Origin of the sequence: Pseudomonas sp. PSB18 (assembly GCF_014596565.1) — a bacterium.
Taxonomy (GTDB): Bacteria; Pseudomonadota; Gammaproteobacteria; order Pseudomonadales; family Pseudomonadaceae; genus Aquipseudomonas.
Window position 1 is genome coordinate 372,037 of the sequence record NZ_NOIN01000005.1, and the last position, 20,674, is coordinate 392,710.

Consider the following 20,674-nt stretch of genomic DNA (forward strand, 5'->3'; position numbering starts at 1 on the left):
TCAGATGCGTCGCTGGCGCGTGAGCGCCGGAATCTTCGTCTCGGGCACTTCGATGCGTTGTACCTGCCCCACCGCCGCGGCCACCAATGCCAGCGTCGGTTGACCGAACAACACACGGACATCGGCCTCCATGCCTTCCTTGCGCATGCGTTCGATCAGCGCCACGGCCAACAACGAGTGTCCGCCCAGTTCAAAGAAATGGTCATGGCGACCAACGCGCTCGACCTTCAGCAACTCGGCCCACAGCGCCGCAAGCTTCATCTCGGTGTCACCCAGGGGGGCTTCATAAAGACGCAGGGAAAACGCGCTGCTATCGGGTGCCGGCAAGGCCTTGCGGTCGAGCTTGCCGTTGGGGGTCAGGGGCAGTTCATCGAGGTGCACGTAGGCCACGGGGACCATATAGGCCGGCAGTTGCGCTTGCAGATAGCTGCGCAGAGCCTCGATATCCACCGCTTCCGATTGAGTGAAATAAGCCACCAGGCGTTTGTCGCCCGGCACGTCTTCACGGGCCAGTACCACCGCTTCCTTCACGGCGTCGTGTTGAGCGAGCTTGGCTTCGATCTCACCCAGTTCGATGCGGAAACCACGGATCTTCACCTGGTCGTCGTTGCGGCCCAGGTATTCGATATTGCCGTCCGGGAGATAGCGGCCGAGGTCGCCGGTTTTGTACATCCGGGCATTCGGTTCACGGCTGAACGGATCCTTGAGGAAACGTTCAGCCGTCAGGTCATCGCGATTGAGATAGCCACGGGCGACACCAGCGCCGCCGATGTAAATCTCTCCCGGTACACCCAGCGGCACCGGTTGTTTATGTTCATCCAGCAAGTAGAACTGGGTGTTGGCGACCGGTTTGCCAATATGCGCGGCAAACCCATCTTCGCGAGCCATCGAGACCCAACTGGAGTACGTCGTGGTTTCCGAAGGACCATAGAGGTTGCACAGGCGCTTGACTGAGGTCTGTTCGAACAGTGCCTCCATCAGACTGCGCTTGAGCGCTTCACCGGCCACGTTCACCGTGTCCACGCCCTCGCCCAGCCCACCCGACTCCAACAGCGCCTTGAGCGCCGACGGCACGGTGTTGATCAGGGTGATGTCGTGCTCGCCGTGTTGCAGTTCCAGCACATTAGTGACGACCTCGATGCTGCCGCCGCTAGTCAACGGTGCAAAGCACTCGTAAACCGCGAGATCGAAGTTCAGCGAGGTCGAGAACAGGGTTTTCGACAGGGTTTGCGCATCGAACGACCGATGGGCCCAAGTCAGGAAGTTCACCGTGTTGCGGTGCTCGATCATCACGCCTTTCGGCAAGCCGGTGGAACCGGAGGTGTAGATCACGTAGGCCAAGTGCGATGAGGTCAGCCCTGCAACCTCTGGATTCGAGACCGACTCGTCCTGCCAGCGCCCGCTGCCCAAATCGATGACCGGCATCGTGGCATCAGCCAACAACCCAAGGGTCGCCGACTGAGCCAGCACCACGGCCGGCGCGCTGTCCTCCAGCATGTAGGCAATCCGATCCGCCGGATAGGCCGGATCCAGCGGCACATAACCGCCCCCCGCCTTGAGGATCGCCAGCAAGCCCACGACCATGTCGAGGCCACGCTCGACACAGATCGCCACCCGCGAATCCGGCCGCACGCCCTGCCCGCGCAGGTAATGCGCCAGGCGGTTGGCTTGCTCGTTCAATTCGCGGTAGCTCAGGCGTTGCTCACCATGCCGCACCGCCAGCGCATCCGGCGTGCGCTGCACCTGCTCCTCGAACAACCCATGGACGGTCTGCTCCAGCGGATACTCGGCCTTGGTGGCGTTGAACGCCACCAGCAGTTGCTCACGCTCCGCTGCGGGCAGAATCGGCAGATCGTGAAGGGGTGCCCCCGGTGTCTGCTCGAGCATCCGGATCAGGCCTAGCAACGCCTGCTGCACATAACCGCAGATGCGTTGTGCGCCCATCTGTGCAGGCGTCATGACCGTGAAGCTGAATGCCTCGCCTTGGTCATCGACGTTCAAGGTCAGCGGATAGTTGGTGCGCTCCTCGCCACTGAGTATCTGGATACCCTCCCAGGCCGACAACGCTTCGGTCGACGTCGTCGCCCCGGTATGACGGTAGTTGAGCAAGGCACTGAACAACGGCGTCGGTGCTTCCACGCCGCTGCAACGTTGCGCCAGGGCCAACGAGGCGTGCTCATGGCCGAGCAACGCGGTCAAGCGTGCATGGGTCGCCTTCACGCCCGCACCGACAGCGGTTTGCCCCAGGCTCACCCGCAGCGGCAAGGTATTGATGAACATCCCCAGCGCCCGGTCGGCACCCTCGCCGCCCTGCATCCGGCCGACCAGCACAGTACCGAACACCACGTCGTCCTTGCCCGACACCTTGCCCAGCACCTGCGCCCAGACCAAGTGATACAGGCTGGCCGCGCTCACGCCCAACTGACGGGCCTGGGCTCGCACCCGTCGACTCAGATCGGCATCGACGTCCTGGCGAACCTCTTCGATGCCACTGCCGTCGCCTTGCACATCCTGCAAGCCGAACGGCAGCGTCGGTTCGTCGAGGTCACCCAGCATGTCGCGGAAGAACGCTTCATGAGCCTCACGGCTTACGCCCAAGCGGGCCTGGGCCACGTAATTGCGATACGGCACCGATATTGGCAAACGCTGTGCTTGCCCGAGCATGTACGCCTCGATTTCCGCCGCCAGCGCCGCCAGGGAGGTGGCATCGTCCACCAGGTGATGGAACAGCAGGATGCCCACCCAGCGTTGATTCATCGGATCTTGCGCATAGGCAATTCGCATCATCGGCGCCTGGCGCACGTCCAGGCGGTAGTGCCGCGGGTCGAAACGCTGATGCAGTTGCATGGCGATATCGCCTGCCGCCGGGTCCAGCGGTACCGCTTCCACACCCAGCTCCGCGTTACGCCAGACCACCTGCACCGGCTCGGCCAGGCCTTCCCAGACCACACCGGTGCGCAGGATGTCGTGACGGGCGACGACCGCTTGCAACGCTTGGGCAAAATCCTCCAGGCGGGTGAAATTGTCGAAACCGAACATCACATATTGCAGGTAGGGATCGCCCTGGGCGGCAGCGAGATGGTGATACAGAATGCCTTCCTGCAACGGCGCCAGGGCATAGATGTCCTGCACGTTGGCAACGCCGCCGGGCACGGTGGCGACGATTCGGTCGATGGCCTCCTGGTCCAGGTCGGCCAGGGGCAACATGGCGGGGGTGATCCGCGAGCAGCCGTGCGGGATCCGGTTGACCGGCACCACAACATCCGTGCACGTACCAACCGCAGCGGCCAATGCAGCCAATGTCGGCTGGCCGAACAGCACGCGCACATCGGCGCTCAAACCGGCCTGGCGCATGCGTTCGATCATTTTCACCGCCAGCAGCGAATGACCGCCCAACTCGAAGAAGTTGTCATGGCGACCGATCCGCTCCAGGTCCAGCAAATCCTGCCAGATTCCGGCAATGGCGACTTCGACTTCACCTTGCGGCGCTTCGTACTCACGGGTAATGACCGACGCCAGGTCCGGCGCCGGTAGCGCCTTGCGATTCAATTTGCCATTCGGCGTCAGCGGCAACGCTTCAAGTTGCACATAGGCTGCCGGTACCATGTATTCCGGCAGTTGCCCTTGCAACTGAGTCCGCAGGCTTTCGATCTCGACGCGGTGCTCGTCACCGTGCACGGTGAAGTACGCCACCAGCCGCTTGGCCCCCGGCACGTCTTCGCGAGCCAGCACCACGGCTTCCTTGATCGCCCCGTGCTGGGCAAGCTTGGCCTCGATCTCGCCCAGTTCGATACGGAAACCGCGGATCTTCACCTGATCGTCGTTACGGCCCAGGTAGTCGATATTGCCGTCCGCCAGGTAACGACCCAGGTCGCCGGTGCGGTACATCCGCGCGTTCGGACGGTCGCTGAACGGGTCGGCGAGGAAACGCTCGGCCGTCAGCTCCGCACGGTGCAGATACCCTCGCGCCACCTGGACGCCACCGATGTAGATCTCCCCGGCCACGCCCATAGGCACAGGTTGCTGGTGGGCGTCGAGCAGGTAGATCCGAGTGTTGGCGATCGGCTTGCCGATCGGCGTGCTGTCCGGTGTCTCGGCGCCCGTGCAGTCCCAGGCGGTGACGTCCACCGCCGCTTCGGTCGGGCCGTACAGGTTGTGCAACGCAGCCCCTGGCAATTGCGCCTTGAAGCGACGCACCAGATGGCCCGGCAAGGCTTCGCCACTGCACATCACCTGGCGCAACCCCTCGCATTCGCCAGCTTCGCCATGGGCCAGGAACACGTCCAGCATCGACGGGACGAAGTGCAGCGTGGTGATGCCCTGGGTCTGGATCACTTCGCGCAGGTACGCCGGGTCGCGATGCCCGCCCGGACGCGCCATCACCAGCCGGGCACCGGTGAACAGCGGCCAGAAGAACTCCCACACAGAGACGTCGAAGCTGAACGGGGTCTTCTGCAGCACCGCATCCGCGGCGCTCAGCGTGTAGGCCTCCTGCATCCACAACAGGCGGTTGACCACCGCACCATGCTCGTTCATCACGCCTTTGGGCAGGCCGGTGGAGCCAGAGGTGTAAATCACATAAGCCAAGTGATCGGCCCGCAGGCCTTGCACCTGCGGATTGCCGGTCGGTTGCGTGGCGAAGTCTTGCTCTTCGAGCACCATCACCCTGGCGTTGGTCGCGGGCAGGCTCGCCTGCAAGGCGCGTTGGATCAGCACCACGGCCGGGGCGCTGTTTTCCAGCATGTAGGCCAAACGGTCAGCCGGATAATCCGGGTCGAGCGGCACGTAGGCAGCGCCCGCTTTCAGAATGCCCAGCAGCGCCGCGACCATGTCCGTGCTGCGGTCCATGCAGATCGCCACGCGGTCATCCGCGTGAATACCCAGGGCAAGCAAGCGATGGGCGATTTGGTTGGCCCGGTGGTTCAACTGCGCGTAACTCAGCTGCTCTGCGTCAGCCACCACTGCAATGCCGTCTGGTGACGCCAGTGCCTGCGCTTCGAACAGACCGTGCAAGGTCAACCCTTGCGGATAGTCGACGGCCGTAGCGTTGAACGTTTCCAGCAGGTGTTGGCGCTCGACCGCCGGCAGGCTCTCCAGCTCGTACGGCGGCGTGTCGGATCCTTGCTCCAGTGCGGTTACAAGGCTTTCGAGGGTGGTTTGCATGTACTCGCCGATGCGTTGCGCACCGATTCCGCGCGCCACCTGCACCACCAGGCTGAACCCTTCGCCCTCATCATCCACGGCCAGCGTCAACGGGTAGTTGGTACGTTCCTCACCACCGATGGACTCGATCCCCTGCCACGCCGACACCATCTGCGCGGTGACTTCGACCGAGCAATGGCGATAATTGAGCATGGCACTGAACAGCGGCGTCGGCGCTACCACGCCACTGCAACGCTGGGCCAGGGCCAGCGGAGCGTGCTCATGACCGAGCAGTGCGGTGAGCCGTTGATGCGTGGTTTTCACACCCTCCCGCACACCGCACCCACCCAGGCTCACCCGCAACGGCAGGGTATTGATGAACATGCCCAACGCATGATCGGCACCCTCTCCGCCTTGCATCCGACCCAGCAGCACCGTGCCGAAGACCACTTCGTCGCGTCCGCTGACACGGCCCAGCACCTGTGCCCAGGCCAAATGCATCAGGCTCGCCGCACTGACACCCAACTGCCGCGCCTGGCCACGAAGACGACGACACAGTCCCGCCCCCAGCGCCAGCTTTACCTCCTCCACGCCGTTACCGTCACCTTGCACATCCCGCAGGCCGAACGGCAGCGTCGGCTCATCGATATCGCCAAGCATGTCGCGGAAGAACCCTTCGTGCTCCTCCTGGCTGACGCCGAGGCGCGCCTGGGTCACGTAGTTGCGGTAAGGCACCGCAGCGCCCAGCTGGTCGGCCCTGCCGAGCAAGTGGGCCTGCATTTCCCGCTCCAACACCTCCAGCGCGGTATGGTCCAGCACCGAGTGATGGAACAACAGCATCGCCACCCAGCGCTGATTGGCGACATCTTCTGCGAACACCAGGCGCAACAACGGCGCCTGGCGCATATCCAGCCGGTAATGACGGGCATCGAAACGCTCATACATTTGTGCAACAACTTCTGCGCCGTCAGCTTCCGGTTCGAATGCCTCGAAGCTGAGTTGCGCCCGACGCCACACGACCTGCACCGGTTCGTCGAGCCCTTCCCAAGCCATCGATGTCCTGAGGATGTCATGGCGATCGATCACCTGCTGCAACGCCTGGGCGAAGCTATCCAGACGACTGCGGTCATCAAAACCGAACAGCGTCTGCAACACGTAGGGGTCACCTCTGTTTGCGGTCAGATGGTGATACAGGATGCCTTCCTGCAACGGCGCCAGGGGGTAGATGTCCTGGACGTTGCCCGCACCACCCGGCACGCTCGCCACGATCCGGTCGATGGCCTCCTGGCTCAGAATGGCCAGTGGCAACATGTCCGGCGTGATCCGCTCGCAACCTTCGACAATGGCATTGGCCGGTACCACCACATCGCGATGCCCACCCACCGCAGCGGCCAATGCCCGTAGCGTTGGCTGGCTGAACAGGTCGCGCACGTCTACCGACAGACCGGCCTGACGCATCCGCTCGATCAACCTCATCGCCAACAGCGAATGACCGCCCAGTTCGAAGAAATGATCGTGACGGCCGACCCGTTCCACCTTCAACAGGTCCACCCACAAGCCGGCCAGGGTCTGTTCGATTTCCCCCTGCGGCGCCTCGTAGGCTTCGCTCGCGTAGGCCTCGGCATGCGGCGCGGGCAGCGCCTTGCGGTCCACCTTGCCGTTGAGTGTCAGAGGGAAAAGCGGCAGGAACACGAACGCGCCGGGCACCATGTACTCGGCCAGGGTTGCGGACAACTGCTCCCGCAGCCCGGCCACAGTCAACGTGACTTCCGGCTGCGCAATGACATAGGCCACCAGGCGTTTCTCGCCCGATTCATCGGCCCGCACCATCACCACGGCATCCTGCACCCCTGCACAGGTGACCAGTCTGGCTTCGATTTCACCCAGTTCGATCCGGAAACCCCGGATCTTCACTTGATCGTCGTTACGCCCCAGGCACTCCAGGCTGCCTTCCGGCAACCAGCGGCCAAGGTCGCCCGTGCGGTACAGCAACGCCCCAGGCTCGTCGCTGAACGGATCGGCAATGAATTTCTCCGCAGTGAGGTCGGGACGGTTCAGATACCCCTTCGCCACGCCTTTGCCGCCGATGTAGATTTCGCCGACGACACCCAACGGAACCAGTTGCTGGCGCGCATCCAGCACGTACACCTGGGTATTGGAGATCGGTCCGCCAATCGGCACGCTCTGCGCGTCTTCGGCCACCGCCTTCACTTCCAGCGTAGTGGCGTAGGTGGTGGTTTCAGTCGGGCCATAGCAATGCACCAGGCGCAACGCCGGCGCCAGGCTCAGCAGGCGCCGGAACGACGCCACATCGGCCCGTTCGCCACCGCACAGCAGAATACGCAGACCAGCCATGGCCTCAGGAATCAGTTGCACGTACTGATTGAAGATCGCCGTGGTCACGAACAACACCGTGGCCCCCGACTCACTCAGCACGTGGGCGAAACGTGCCGGCTCAAGCAGCGTCTCATGATCGATCACCACCACCTGCCCGCCGTTGAGCAGCGCGCCCCACACGTCCATGGTACTGGCGTCGAACGCCGGGTTGGAGGCAAAGGCGATCCGGTCATGCTCATTGAAGTCGGCATAGCCGTTATTGATCACCAACCGATTGATTGCCCGGTGTGGAACCAGTACGCCCTTGGGCTGACCCGTGGAGCCAGAGGTATACATGATGTAGGCAATCGACTCGCTGGACTGTTCAAGCCCTGGATTGTGGGTGGCCCCGTGCGGTTCCAGCGTGTCCAGATCAACGCGGCGCACGTTCGGGGGTATCGACTCGCTGCTGGACGTCAATACAAAGAACGCCCGGCAATCCGCGAGCATGAATCCCTGCCGCTCCAGCGAAGCATTCCGGTCCAGCGGGACGTAGGTCGCCGCGCACTTGAGAATGGCCAACTGGCTGGTCAGCAGATCGATCGAACGCGGCAACAGGATCGCCACACAGTCGTTCGGTCGCACGCCAAGACCGATCAGGTGATGGGCCAGGCGGTTCGCTTGCGCGTTCAGCTCCCCATAAGTCACTTGCCGCTGTCCATGTTTCACCGCAATTGCCTGCGGCAAGTGGGCCGCCCGGGCCTCGAACAGCGCCAACACGGTCTCGTCCTGAGGATAGATGCGCCGGGTGGCGTTGAAGTCCACCAGCAACTGGTCGCGTTCGACCTGCGGCAGGATTTCCAGACGGTTGAGCGGGGTTTGCAGCGCTTGCTCCAGCGCCTGCACCAACCGCTCGAGCGCGGTGTACATGTACGCGCAGATGCGGCTTGCGCCAACGCCTTGCGACACCAGGGTACTCAGGGAAAAGCCGTCGCCCAGGTCGTCCACCGACAGCGCCAGCGGATAGTTCGTGCGTTCTTCGCTGTCCAGGGCTTCCATGCCCTGCCAGGCGGCCGTGGCCTGCGCCGAGATGACCCCGGCGGCACTGTGCCGATAGTTCAGCAAGGCACTGAACAGCGGGGCCGGAGCCGCGACGCGGCTGCAACGTTGCGCCAGGGCCAGCGAAGCATGCTCATGACCAAGCAATGCAGTCAGCCGCTCGTGGACCGCCTTGACCCCGGCCTCCGCGCCCTGCTCATCCAGCATCACTCGCAGCGGCAAGGTGTTGATGAACATCCCCAGGGCCCGGTCGGCGCCTTCGCCACCCTGCATCCGCCCCATCAGTACGGTGCCGAACACCACATCCTCGCGCCCGGACAAGCGCCCCAGCACCTGTGCCCAGGCCAGATGGTGAAGGCTGGCGGCGCTCACGCCCATCCGGCGTGCCTGGGCCCGCAGACGGCGACTCAAATCGGCATTCACTGCGAGCCGCGCTTCCTCGATACCGCGACCGTCACCCTGCACCTGCTGCAAACCAAGGGGCAGCGTCGGCTCATCGACATCACCGAGCATGTCCCGGAAAAAGGCCTCGTGCTGTTCCTCGCTGATACCCAGGCGCGCCTGGGCCACGTAATTGCGGTACGGCATCGCTGCCGGCAATTGTTCCTGCTGCCCCAGCAGGTGCATCTGCATTTCCTGTTGCACCACGTCCAACGCGGTATGGTCCAGGGCGATGTGGTGGAACAACAGCATCGCCACCCAACGCTCGTTGAGCGGGTCACGGGCAAATCGAAGACACATCAGCGGAGCCTGGCGGATATCGAGGCGATGATGACGGGAATCGAAGCGCGAATGCAGCTGGGCCACGACGTCGCCATCCGATGCTTGTGCATCGAACGGTTCGACGCTCAGGACGGCCTTGCGCCAGACCACCTGCATCGGCTGTTCCAACCCCTCCCACAGCACCGAAGTCCGCAGAATGTCGTGGCGATCGATCACGCCTTGCAGCGCTTGCGCGAAGGCATTCAGGCGCGGTTTGTCCTGGAAGGCAAACATCGCCTGCAGCACATAGGGGTCGCCCTGTTGCGCCGAGAGGTGGTGATAAAGAATGCCGTCCTGCAGGGGCGCCAGCGGGTAGATGTCCTGGACATTCGCGGCACCGCCCGGCACCGTTGCGACGATGCAGTCGATAGCGTCCTGGGTCAATGTGGCCAGGGGCAACATGTCCGGGGTGATCCGTTCACAACCGGGAACGATACCGTTGGCCGGCACCTGGACTTCATTGCCGCTGCCCACCGCCGCGGCCAGTGCCGCGAGGGTCGGTTGGCCGAACAACACCCGTACATCGGCGCTCAAGCCGACCTGGCGCATCTGCTCGATCAGGTTGACCGCCAGCAGGGAGTGGCCGCCCAGTTCGAAAAAGTGATCGTGACGCCCCACCCGCTCGACATTGAGGATCTGCGTCCACAACTTCGCCAGGAGGGTTTCGGTTTCGCCCACGGGCGCCTCATAACCGCGCGTCAGGATCGACGCCTGGTCCGGCATCGGCAAGGCCTTGCGATCGAGCTTGCCGTTGGCAGTCAGTGGCAAGGCATCGAGCCGCACATAGGCAGCCGGCACCATGTAATCCGGCAAGCGGGTTTGCAGGTGGGTGCGCAGCGCTTCGATATCCACGTTGTCGCAAGGCGGTTGCAATGTGAAGTAGGCGACCAGGCGCTTTTCCCCCGGCACGTCTTCACGAACCAGTACCGCCGTGTCTTTTACGCTCTCGTGTTGTGCCAGCCGGGCTTCGATCTCGCCCGGCTCGATGCGGAACCCGCGGATTTTCACCTGACCGTCGTTCCGGCCCAGGTATTCGATGTTGCCGTCCGGCAAATAGCGCCCCAGGTCACCGGTGCGGTACATCAAGGCCTGTGGGTTGAACGGATCCTGGATGAACTTCTCGGCGGTCAGCTCCGGCCGGTTCAAATAGCCGTTCGCAACGCCCAGGCCGGCGATATACAACTCGCCGGGTACACCGTGGGGCACGGGCCGATGCTGGGCGTCCAGCAGGTAGACTCGTGTGTTGCCGATCGGACGACCAATCGGAATGCTGCCCGCGTCGACCGACTTGATCTCGTAGGTGGTCGAGAAGGTGGTGGCTTCCGTTGGTCCGTAGCCGTTGAGCAGATGCTCCGGTGCGCCGTGTTCCAGGACGCGGCCGATCACGGTCGGATCCAGCACATCGCCGCCGACGATCAGGTAGCGCAGTTGCCTGAACACTGTCATCAGGCTGGCGGCGTACTGGTGAAACAGCCCCGCCGTCATCCACAACACATTGACCGACTGTTCAAGCAGGAACGTTGGCAGCCGTTCCTGGGACAGCAATACGTCCTGCTCCACCACAATCACACAACCGCCATTGAGCAACGGTGCCCAGACTTCCAGGGTGCTGGCGTCGAAAGCCGGGTTCGAAGCGAACGCCACGCGATCCTGCTCGTTGAAGTCGGCATAACCGTTGTTGATGACCAGCCGGGAAATGGCCCGGTGCGGCACCAGCACGCCTTTCGGTGTGCCAGTGGAGCCGGAGGTGTACATGATATAGGCCGGTGCTTCGCTCGACTGCGGCGGCGAACCGTCCCATGCCGGCAGCCCCTCCAGGTCGAGACTATCGAGATCCACCCGCCGCACGCCATCGGCCAGGCTCTCGGTGCCGTGGGTCAACACCAGCACGGCCCGACTGTCCTGCAGCATGAACTGCTGGCGCTCCGCAGGTGCATTGACGTCCAGCGGCAGGTAGACCGCCGCGCACTTGAGGATCGCCAGTTGACTGATCAACAGGTCCAGCGAGCGCGGCAGCACGATGGCCACCGTATCCTGGGGCCGCACGCCAAGGGCAATCAGATGCCGGGCCAAGCCGTCGGCTTTGGCGTTCAGTTCCCGATAGGTCAGGGTCTGTCCTGCCTGTACCGCCGCCAGCGCATCCGGGCGGGCCTGCGCCTGCGCCTGGAACAAGGCATGAACCGTTTGCGCCTGCGGATAAGCACGATCGGTGTCGTTGAATGACTGCAACACTCGCTCACGCTCACCCTGCGGCAGCACCGACAGGTTGTTGAGCCGCGATTGCGGGGCGCTTTCCAGCGCCGTGATCAGGTACTCAAGCGCTGCCTGCATGTAATCGCAGATGCGCTGCGCGCCAATCTGCGCGCTCGCCTGCACCTCCAGGGCAAAGTCATCGGAGAAATCGTCCACCGAGAGGATCAAGGGATAGTTGGTCCGCTCCTGCGCGCTCAGGGCTTCAATGCCCTCCCAGGCCTGGAGCACTTCCGGCCCGGGAACCTGGGCCGCCCCAGCGCTGTGGCGATAGTTCAACAGTGCGCTGAACAGCGGCGCCGGTGCCGCCACGCCACTGCAGCGTTGTGCCAGGGCCAGGGAGGCATATTCATGACTGAGCAAGGCGCTCAGCCAGCCATGGGTGCTTTTCACCCCGTCGCACACACTCTGCGCGCCCACGCCCACCCGCAACGGCAAGGTATTGATGAACATGCCCAGCGCCCGGCTCAGGCTTTCACCGGCCTGCATGCGCCCCAGCATCACGGTACCGAACACCACATCTTCACGCCCCGAGACGCAGCCCAGCACCTGGGCCCAGGCCAGGTGGAAGATGCTTGCCGCGCTGACCCCGAGCTGACGCGACTGCATCCGCACCCGGCGACTGAGCTCCTGGCTCAGCGGTTGGTGGTGCTCTTCGATGGCGCTGCCGTCGCCCAGCACATCCTGCTGCCCGAACGGCAAGGTCGGCTCATCCAGATCACCCAGCATCTTGCTGAAAAACGCCTCATCGGCCTGGCGCTGACCCGCCTGGCGGGTTCGCGCCACATAGTTACGGTAAGGGATAGCCGGCTGCAATTGCCCGGCCTGTCCCATCAACCAGGCTTGCATTTCGTTCTGCACGACCGCCAATGCGGCATGGTCCAGAGCCATGTGATGAAACAACAGCATGGCGACCCAGCGCTGGTTGGCGGGGTCCTCGGCACACACCAGCAACAGCAGCGGTGCCTGGCTGAGATCCAGGCGATAGTGACGAGGGTCGAAACGGGCTTGCAGTTGCGTAAGGACGTCGCCCTCGGCCAGCTCGGCGCTGATGTCCTTGACGCCCAGTCGAGCCTGGCGCCAGACCACCTGGAGCGGTGCCTCCAGATTCTCGCGGACGATGGCCGTGCGCAGGATGTCATGGCGATCGATCACGTGTTGCAGGGCATCGACAAAGTCCGACAGACGCTCGCGATTGCTGATGCTGAAATGCGCCTGCAGGACATAGGGATCGCCCTGGGTCGCGGTCAAGTGGTGATAGAGAATCCCTTCCTGCAAGGGTGCCAGCGGATAGATATCCTGCACATTGGCCGCCCCGCCCGGCACCGTGGCGACGACGCGGTCGAGGGTCGGTTGATCCAGTGTGACCAGCGGCAGCATTTCTGGCGTGATCCGAGCGCAATCGACAGCAATGCCATTGGCTGGAACGTCGACCTCAGCGGTCTTGCCGTCGTCATACTCGCCGCTGTTGATCAACTCGATCAGTTTGGCTTTGTGCTCTCGCAACAAGGCCAGTACCGCAGGCTCCTTCAATGACTGTTTCCGGCCCCGTACAACGAGCTGGTCGCCGTTGACCGAAAGCTGTACGTCTTTTTCTTTTAATGTCGCCAACAGTTCGATCACACTCACAGGACAATCTCCATTTTTTCTGTCGTGGCCGCGTATTCCGAGAGCGTGGGTTGCTCGAACAGCGTCCGTACATCCGCTTCCATGCCCTCCTGGCGCATCCGCTCCATCAGGCTGACGGCCAGCAAAGAGTGCCCGCCCAGCTCAAAGAAGTGATCGTGACGGCCAACGCGTTCCACGTTGAGGACCTCGGCCCACAGGCGGGCCAGATTGATTTCGGTTTCGCCGATCGGGGCTTCGTAACCACGGGTGATGACCGACGTCAGATCCGGTGCCGGCAACGCCTTGCGGTCGAGCTTGCCGTTAGGGCTCAACGGCAATGCGTCGAGGCGCACGTAGGCCATCGGCACCATATGGGCCGGCAGGTGTGCCAGCAGGTACGCACGCAGCGCCTCGATATCCGTCGTTTCGTCCGGGGAACAGGCCGTGAACCAGGCCACCAGGCGTTTATCGCCCGGCACCTCTTCACGGACCAGGACCACGGCCTCCTTCACCACCTCGTGCTGGGCGAGCCTGGCTTCGATCTCCCCCAGTTCAATACGGAAACCACGGATCTTCACCTGATCGTCGTTGCGCCCCAGGTACTGCAGGGTGCCGTCGGGCAACCAGCGACCGATGTCGCCGGTCTTGTACAGGCGGGCTCCGGCCCGCTCGCTGAACGGGTCGTCAATGAAGCGTTCGGCGCTGAGTTGCGGCAGGTTGAGGTAACCCCGTGCCACACCGACACCGCCGATGTGGATCTCGCCGGGCACACCCACCGGCAGCAACTGGCCGTGGCTGTCCAGCACATGCAGTTGCATGTTGCGGATCGGCCGACCGATGGGGATCGACTGGTTCCGGTAGGTGTCCAGGTCAGTGTCGACGGTGTGCCAGGCAACCACGTCGCTGCACTCGGTCGGCCCGTAGCTGTTGATGATCGCCGGCCGTGGCAGCGACAGTTTTTCTAGCATGGCGACCTGAATCGGTTCGCCACCCAGTACCACCCGTTCCAGGCAGGCCAGTGACGCGTGGCGATCGGCGTCCACTAGGGCGTGGAAGGCGCTGGGGGACATGTTGAGGTGGGTGATCCCGGCCTCGGCGACCTGGGCGACGATGGCGCTCGGGTTGAACGGTTCTTCGGCCAGGTGCAAAGAGGCGCCGACCATCAGTGGGGCGAGGATGTTCTTCTGGGTCAGGTCGAAGTTATAGGACGAGGCCAGCAGCACCGCGTCGCCGGCATGGAAGGCCAGGTCGTCGAGGTACCAGTCCAGCAGGTTGTTCAAGCCGCGATGTTCGACCATCACCCCCTTGGGCAGCCCGGTGGAGCCGGAGGTGTAGATCACGTAGGCCAGGTGGCCCGGCGTCAGATCCGCTGCCTGCGGGTCGTGGTCCGGTTCGTCCTGCCAGACACCGGCATCCAGGTCGATCAGTGGCACCGCCCCGTGGGACAGCAGGCCCCTGGTCCGGGCTTGCGTGAGTGCGGCAATCGGCGCGCTGTTTTCCAGCATGTAGGCCAGGCGATCCGCCGGGTAAGCCGGATCCAGCGGTACATAGCCACCGCCGGCCTTGAGCACCGCCAGCAGGCCGACCACCATGTCCGCGCTACGCTCGACACAGATCGCCACCCGGGAATCCGGCTGTACGCCCTGTTTACGCAGGTAATGCGCCAACCGATTGGCCCGGGCATTCAGCTCGCGATAACTCAGGCGTTGTTCGCCATGCACCACCGCCACGGCCTCAGGCGTGCGATGCGCCTGGGCTTCGAACAGCTCGTGAATGAACGATTGCTGCAGGTCATCGGCTTCGTTGGCATTGAATTCCAGCAGCAACTTGCGGCGTTCGTCGTGGGGCAGGATGGACAACCGATGTAACGGCGCTTCAGGTGTCTGCTCCAGCATCACGATCAGACTTTCCAGCGTCTGTTGCACGTAGCCGCATAGGCGCTGCGCACCAATGCGTGCCGGCGTCATGACCGTGAAACTGAATGCCTCGCCTTGGTCGTCGACGTTCAAGGTCAATGGGTAATTGGTCCGTTCTTCACCACCGAGCACCTGGATACCCTCCCAGGCCGACAACGCCTCGGTCGAGGTCAGCGCGCCGGTATGGCGGTAGTTGAGCAAGGCACTGAACAACGGCGTCGGCGCTTCCACGCCGCTGCAACGTTGCGCCAGGGCCAACGAGGCGTGCTCATGGCCGAGCAACGCGGTCAAGCGTGCATGGGTCGCCTTCACGCCCGCACCGACAGCGGTTTGCCCCAGGCTCACCCGCAGCGGCAAGGTATTGATGAACATCCCCAGCGCCCGGTCGGCACCCTCGCCGCCCTGCATCCGGCCCACCAGCACGGTACCGAACACCACGTCGTCCTTGCCCGACACCTTGCCCAGCACCTGCGCCCAGACCAGGTGATACAGGCTGGCCGCGCTCACGCCCAACTGACGGGCCTGGGCTCGCACCCGTCGACTCAGATCGGCATCGACGTCCTGGCGAAGCTCTTCGATGCCACTGCCGTCGCCTTGCACATCCTGCAAGCCGAACGGCAGCGTCGGTTCGTCGAGGTCACCCAGCATGTCGCGGAAGAACGCTTCATGAGCCTCAGAGCTCACACCCAGGCGGGCCTGGGCCACGTAGTTGCGATACGGCACAGAGGCCGACAGGTGCTGCCGCTCGTCGAGCATGTGCGCCTCGATTTCCGCAGACAGCACCGCCAGCGACGTCGCGTCGTCCACCAAATGATGGAACAGCAGGATGGCCACCCAGCGCTGGTTCGCCGGGTCTTGCGCATAAGCGATGCGCATCAGCGGCGCCTGGCGGATGTCCAGGCGATAGTGCCGCGGATCGAAACGCTGGTGCAGTTGCATGGCGATATCGCCTGCCGCCGGATTCAGCGACACCGATTCGACCTGCAACCGAGCATCGCGCCAGACCACCTGCACCGGCTCGGCCAGGCCTTCCCAGACCACACCGGTGCGCAGGATGTCGTGGCGGGCAACGACCGCTTGCAACGCCTCGGCAAAACTTTCCAGGCGCGTGAAGCTGTCGAAACCGAACATCACATATTGCAGGTAGGGATCGCCCTGGGCGGCGGCGAGATGGTGATACAGAATGCCTTCCTGCAACGGCGCCAGGGCATAGATGTCCTGCACATTGGCGACGCCGCCGGGCACCGTGGCAACGATCCGCTCGATAGCGTCCTGGTCCAGGTCGACCAAGGGCAGCATCTCCGGGGTGATGCGGGTGCAATTGTCCGGTATCAGGTTGGCCGGCACCACGACTTCGTGGACACCGCCCACGGCCGCAGCCAACGCAGCCAGGGTCGGCTGACCGAACAACACGCGCACATCGGCGCTCAGGTCGACCTGACGCATGCGCTCGATCAACTTCACCGCCAGCAGCGAATGGCCGCCCAATTCGAAGAAGTTGTCATGGCGACCGATCCGCTCCAGGTCCAGCAAGTCTTGCCATAGCGCGGCGATGGTCGTCTCGACTGTCCCCTGCGGAGCTTCGTATTCACGGGTTGCCACCGACGACTGATCCGGCACCGGCAAGGCCTTACGATCCAGCTTGCCGTTGGTGGTCAACGGGAAGGCTTCGAGCATCACGAAGGCACTCGGCACCATGTAGTCCGCCAGCGAACCCAGCAACTGCGTGCGCAGCTCAGCAGCCGTTGGTTGCGCACCTGCTTCGGCAATCACATAGGCCACCAGGCGCTTGTCGCCCGGCTCGTCTTCGCGGGCGATGACCACCGCTTCGCTGACACCCGCGCAGGCCGCCAGTGTTGCTTCGATTTCGCCCAATTCGATACGGAAGCCACGGATCTTCACCTGGTCATCGTTACGGCCCAGGTATTCGATGCTGCCGTCCGCCAGCCAGCGACCCAGGTCGCCGGTCTTGTACATGCGGGCGTTCGGTTCATCGCTGAACGGGTTCTTCAGGAAACGCTCGGCGGTCAGTTCGTCGCGGTTCAGGTAGCCCCGGCTGACACCCGCGCCACCGACGTACATTTCGCCGACCACACCAACCGGCACGGGTTCGCGCCGGGCGTCGAGCACATACAACTGCAAGTCAGGGATGCGTTTACCGATGGGGCTGACGCCGGTGAGTTGGGCATCGGCGGCAGACAACGCACGGTAGGTCACGTGCACGGTGGTTTCGGTGATGCCGTACATGTTCACCAGTTGCGTGCCGGCATTGGCTTCGCGGGCGTACCAGGGCTTGAGGATCCCGGTTTCCAAGGCTTCACCGCCGAAAATCACTTGCCGCAGGCTGTGGTTCAGGTCGCTTTCGCCCTGGGCTGCGATCAACTGACGGAACGCGCTCGGCGTCTGGTTCAGCACCGTGACGCCCGCCTCGCACAACAGTGTGTAGCAGTCCTGTGGCGAACGGCTGACCAGCTGCGGCACCACCAACAAACGACCGCCATGGGTCAGCGCGCCCCAGATTTCCCAGACCGAGAAGTCGAAGGCGAAGGAGTGGAACAACGCCCAGACGTCCTGCGGGCCGAAGTCGAACCACGCTTGGGTGGCCGAGAACAACCGCGCGACGTTGCGATGCTCGACCATTACCCCTTTCGGTAAACCAGTGGAACCGGAGGTGTAGATCACATAGGCCAAGTGCCGGGACGTCAGCGTCTCGAGACCGGGGTTGTGCTGCGGTTGTTGCGCGATACCCGCTGTTTCAGGCTGATCGAGCAGCAATACGGAGGCAGACAGCCCGGGCAGATGAGCCAACAGATGCGACTGGGTGAGCAATGCCACCGGCGCGCTGTCGTCGAGCATGAACGCCAGGCGCTCCTGAGGATAAGCCGGATCCAGCGGCACATAACCGGCACCCGCCTTGAGGATGCCCAACAGACCAATGATCATGTCCAGGCCACGCTCGACACAGATCGCTACCCGGTCATCCGGACGAATGCCCAGGGCCAGCAACCGGTGGGCAAGCTGGTTGGCCCGGGCATTGAGTTCGCCGTAGGTCAGCGTGCGGTCCTCGAACACCACAGCCACGGCGTCGGATTGCGCCGCCGCCCAGGCCTCGAATTGCCGATGGATCAATGCATCATCGGCATACACCGCATCCGAAGCATTCCAGGTCTCCAGCAACTGCCGGCGCTCGGCCGCAGGCAACACCGTCAGGCTGTGCATCGGCGTTTGCGGGGCGTGCTCCAAGGCATCCACCAGGCTTTGCAGGGCAACCTGCATATAGCCACTGATGCGTTGGGCACTGAGCTGCGCATCCACCTGGACCGTCAGGCTGAAATCGTCACCCAGGTCATCGACATTCAATGTCAGCGGATAGTTGGTCCGTTCCTCGCTGGACAGCCTCTGCATACCGCTCCAGGCCGACAACACTTCGTCCGTTATCTGAGTCGCACTGTGCCGATAATTCAGCAGTGCGCTGAACAGCGGGGTTGGCGCGGCCACGCCGCTGCAACGCTGAGCCAGGGCCAGCGACGCATGCTCGTGGCCCAACAGGCCGGTCAAGCGCCCGTGGGTCATGCGGACCGCGTCACGCACACTCTGCTCATCCACCGGCACACGGACCGGCAAGGTATTGATGAACATGCCCAGCGCCCGGTCGGCTCCTTCGCCGCCCTGCATCCGGCCCAGCAATACCGTGCCGAACACCACGTCTTTCTGTCCGGTCGCCATGCTCAAGACCTGGGCCCAGGCCAGATGGACCAGGCTCGCGGCGCTCACACCGAGCAGTCGGGCCTGGGTCCGCAGACGAAGGCTCAGCGCGTGACCGAGCGCTTCGCTCACTTCCCCGATGCCGCGTCCGTCGCCTTGCACCTGTGCCAACCCGAAGGGCAGCGTTGGCTCATCGACGTCAGCCAGCATCTCGCGGAAGAACGCCTCGTGTTCCGCCTCGCTCATGCCCAGTCGGGCCTGGGCCACGTAGTTGCGATACGGCACGGCTTCAGTCAGTTGCCCGGCCTCGCCGATCAAGTGCGCCTGCATCTCGTGTTGCACCACTTCCAGCGCAGTGTGGTCCAGCGCCATGTGGTGGAACAGCAGGGTCGCCACCCAACGCTCCTGGGCTTCATCCTGGGCTTCATCCTGGGCGTAGACCAGCTGCAGCATCGGTGCTCGACGCAGGTCCAGGCGATAATGGCGAGCATCGAAGCGGCTCGCCAGTTGCGTGGCGACATCGCCGGCCGTGGCATCGGCTTCGAAGCATTGCGGCTCCAGCCTCACGTGACGCCAGACCAGTTGCACCGGTTCGTCCAGACCTTCCCAGGCCACGCTGGTGCGCAGGATGTCGTGACGGTCGATCACCCCCTGCAACGCGTCGACGAACGCGTCGAGACGTTCACGGTTGTCAAAGGCGAACTGCGATTGCAGCACATAGGGGTCGCCCTGTTCGGCGGCCAGGTGATGATAGAGGATGCCTTCCTGTAGCGGCGCCAGCGGGTAGATGTCCTGCACATTGGACGCGCCACCCGGAACGGTGGCGACAATCCGGTCGATCGTTTCCTGGTCGAGGCTCACCAACGGCAGCATGGCCGGGGTGATACGCCCACAGCCGGACTCGATGAGATTCGCCGGCACCTCGACTTCCTTGCCGCTGCCGACGGCGGCCGCCAGTGCCGCCAGGGTCGGCTGACTGAACAGCACCCGCACATCGGCGCTCAAACCGACCTGGCGCATGCGCTCGATCAGGGTCACCGCCAACAGCGAATGGCCACCGAGTTCGAAGAAGTGGTCGTGACGCCCCACCTGCTCGACCTTGAGCACCTCGGCCCAGAGCCGGGCCAGGGTCTGCTCCACTTCGCCTTGCGGAGCTTCGTATTCGCGACTGGCATAGGCATCGGCATCCGGGGCCGGCAGCGCGCGGCGGTCCAGCTTGCCGTTGGCAGTCAATGGGAAGGATGGCAGCACCACAAAGGCGCTGGGGACCATGTACTCGGCCAGCGTGCTTGCCAACTGGCTGCGCAGGTCGTGTACCGACAGGCTGACGTCCGCTTCCGGAATCACATAACCCACCAGGCGTTTCGGCCCGGCTTCATCCTGCCGCGCCACCACCACGGCGTCCTTCACGCCGACGCACTGGCCCAGCCGCGCCTCGATCTCGCCCAGTTCGACACGGAAACCACGGATCTTCACCTGGTCGTCGTTACGCCCCAGGTAATCCACGGTGCCGTCCGCGCGCCAGCGCGCCAGGTCGCCGGTGCGGTAGAGCAAGGCCGCCGGATCGGCGCTGAACGGATCGGCGACGAATTTCTCGGCGGTCAGCTCCGGACGGTTCAGGTAGCCGAGGGCGACACCGTCACCGCCGATGTACAACTCACCCGCCACACCCACCGGCACCGGCTGCTGGTTCGCATCCAGCACGTAGACGCGGGTGTTGCCGATAGGTCGACCGATAGGGATACCGCCCTCGCCCACGTTCTTGATTTCGTAAGTGGTGGTAAACGTCGTGGCTTCGGTCGGGCCATAGCCGTTGAGCAGATGTTGCGGTGCGCCATCTTTGAGCACGCGCGCGATTACCGCCGGATCCAACACATCGCCACCCACGATCAGGTAACGCAGTTGCTTGAACACCG

At 63.6% G+C, this 20,674-nt stretch carries 2 protein-coding genes (1 of these 2 cut by a window edge); both read right to left on the minus strand.

The window, feature by feature from the left end; all coding sequences use genetic code 11:
- Window positions 1-13,158, minus strand: a complete 13,158-nt coding sequence (locus CGA22_RS15005) for a non-ribosomal peptide synthetase (protein ID WP_052435185.1) — start codon at window positions 13,156-13,158, stop codon at window positions 1-3.
- On the minus strand, window positions 13,155-20,674 hold the 3' portion of the coding sequence (locus CGA22_RS15010) for a non-ribosomal peptide synthase/polyketide synthase (protein ID WP_411157120.1). Its footprint extends 21,577 nt past the window's final position; the window shows 7,520 of its 29,097 coding nt (coding positions 21,578-29,097); its start codon lies beyond the right edge, outside the window; its stop codon occupies window positions 13,155-13,157. The genes CGA22_RS15005 and CGA22_RS15010 overlap by 4 nt, the downstream gene beginning before the upstream one ends.